At 73.3% G+C, this 1,287-nt stretch carries 2 protein-coding genes; one reads left to right on the plus strand and one right to left on the minus strand.

Going from position 1 to position 1,287, the window contains the following annotated elements; translation table 11 throughout:
• A partial coding sequence (locus HCJ92_RS24120; RefSeq protein WP_167935718.1) for a hypothetical protein occupies nt 1-707 on the minus strand: 707 nt, incomplete at its 3' end.
• Between the two features lie 111 nt (nt 708-818).
• Between HCJ92_RS24120 and HCJ92_RS24125 the strand changes: the two genes are divergently transcribed.
• Nucleotides 819-1,287, plus strand: a 469-nt coding sequence (locus tag HCJ92_RS24125; RefSeq protein WP_167935719.1) for a diadenosine tetraphosphate hydrolase, incomplete at its 3' end; no start/stop codon positions are given.

The raw sequence follows: 1,287 nt of genomic DNA on the forward strand, positions 1-1,287 counted from the left end.
GGTGTGGTGGCCTCCTTGGTGACGTCGCCGAGGACTTCCACCACGTCAGGCCCGTACGCCTGCGAGTTGACGACCCTGAGCAGCAGGACGAAGTTGCCGCCGGAGCCGTATCGGCGGGCCAGTTTGACGTGATGTTTGGCCAGATGCCGTGCCGCGGCCTGGTGGGTGATGGACCGCTGGCCGCAGGCGAGGAAGACGGGGCGACCCCCCTGCCCGGCGGTCAGGCGGGCGAGCAGGACGTGCTCCACGGAGCCGTTGACCAGCCGGTGCCGCTCGGTGCCGACGGTGAGCGCGCCGCGGTCGGGGCCTGCCGCCGTCTCGGTGTCGAAGCTGACACCGGGCATCAGACTGTGCAGGTGGGCGGCCATCCGACGGTTGCCGAGGGGGCTCCCCAGGCATATCTCGGTGCGTTCGCCGAAGCCCTGCTGCGGCGCGTCGCCGGACATCACCTGGGCGTTGGCGTGGCAGGCCTTGATGAGGGCGGCCAGCTCCAGCAGGGCGAACACGTCGTTGCGTGACACCGCACCGTCCGCGCCGGTCTCCCGGCTGACGACCAGCAGGCACTCGGAGTTGTCGGGCAGCCCGAAGAACCGCTGTTTGCGGCGCAGCGCGAGGCCGTAGACGTGGCCGCGCAGGAACCACCCGGCCGCTGCCGCGCCGAGGACGGCCGCCACGGCGGCGGTGACGAGGAGGAGTGTGTCGCTCATGGCCCGGGACCCTACCGGCGTTCCGCAGCCGTGTTCGACCCCCGCCCCACACGTGGCGGGCGGGCGAACTCCGCCGACGGCTCGTCCCGGCGTCCCGGATAGGCTGCTGCCATGGACGAGGGGTGGCGGGAGGACCGGGTCGCGAGCGCGTTGCGCGGGGAGAACCCGGCGGTGTTGCGGCGGCTCGACGCGGGGTTCGCCGTACTGGCGGAGGCGCAGTTCCTGCCGGGCCACGCACTGCTGCTGTGTGACGATCCGACGGTCCGACGGTTTGCCGAACTGCCGCGGGAGCGCCGGGTCGCGTTCCTCGCGGACGTGGACCGGCTGGCCGGCGCCGTCGAGGAGACGTGCCGAACGCTGGACCCGGCGTGCACCGGGGTGGATGTGGAGCTTCCCGGCTCCGGTGGCCCGGTCGCCGCCGTCTGGCCGCGGTACCGGTGGGAGCCCGCGGATCTTCGCGACCGGTCGGTGCGGAGGTATCCGGAGGAACGCTGGCGCGATCCGTTCTTCGCCCTGGGCCGGGGCCACGACGGGCTGCGGTCGGCGCTGCGCGCCGCCCTGGACCGGTCGGCGCAGGACG

This window comes from Streptomyces spiramenti (genome assembly GCF_012034385.1).
Taxonomy (GTDB): domain Bacteria; phylum Actinomycetota; class Actinomycetes; order Streptomycetales; family Streptomycetaceae; genus Streptomyces; species Streptomyces spiramenti.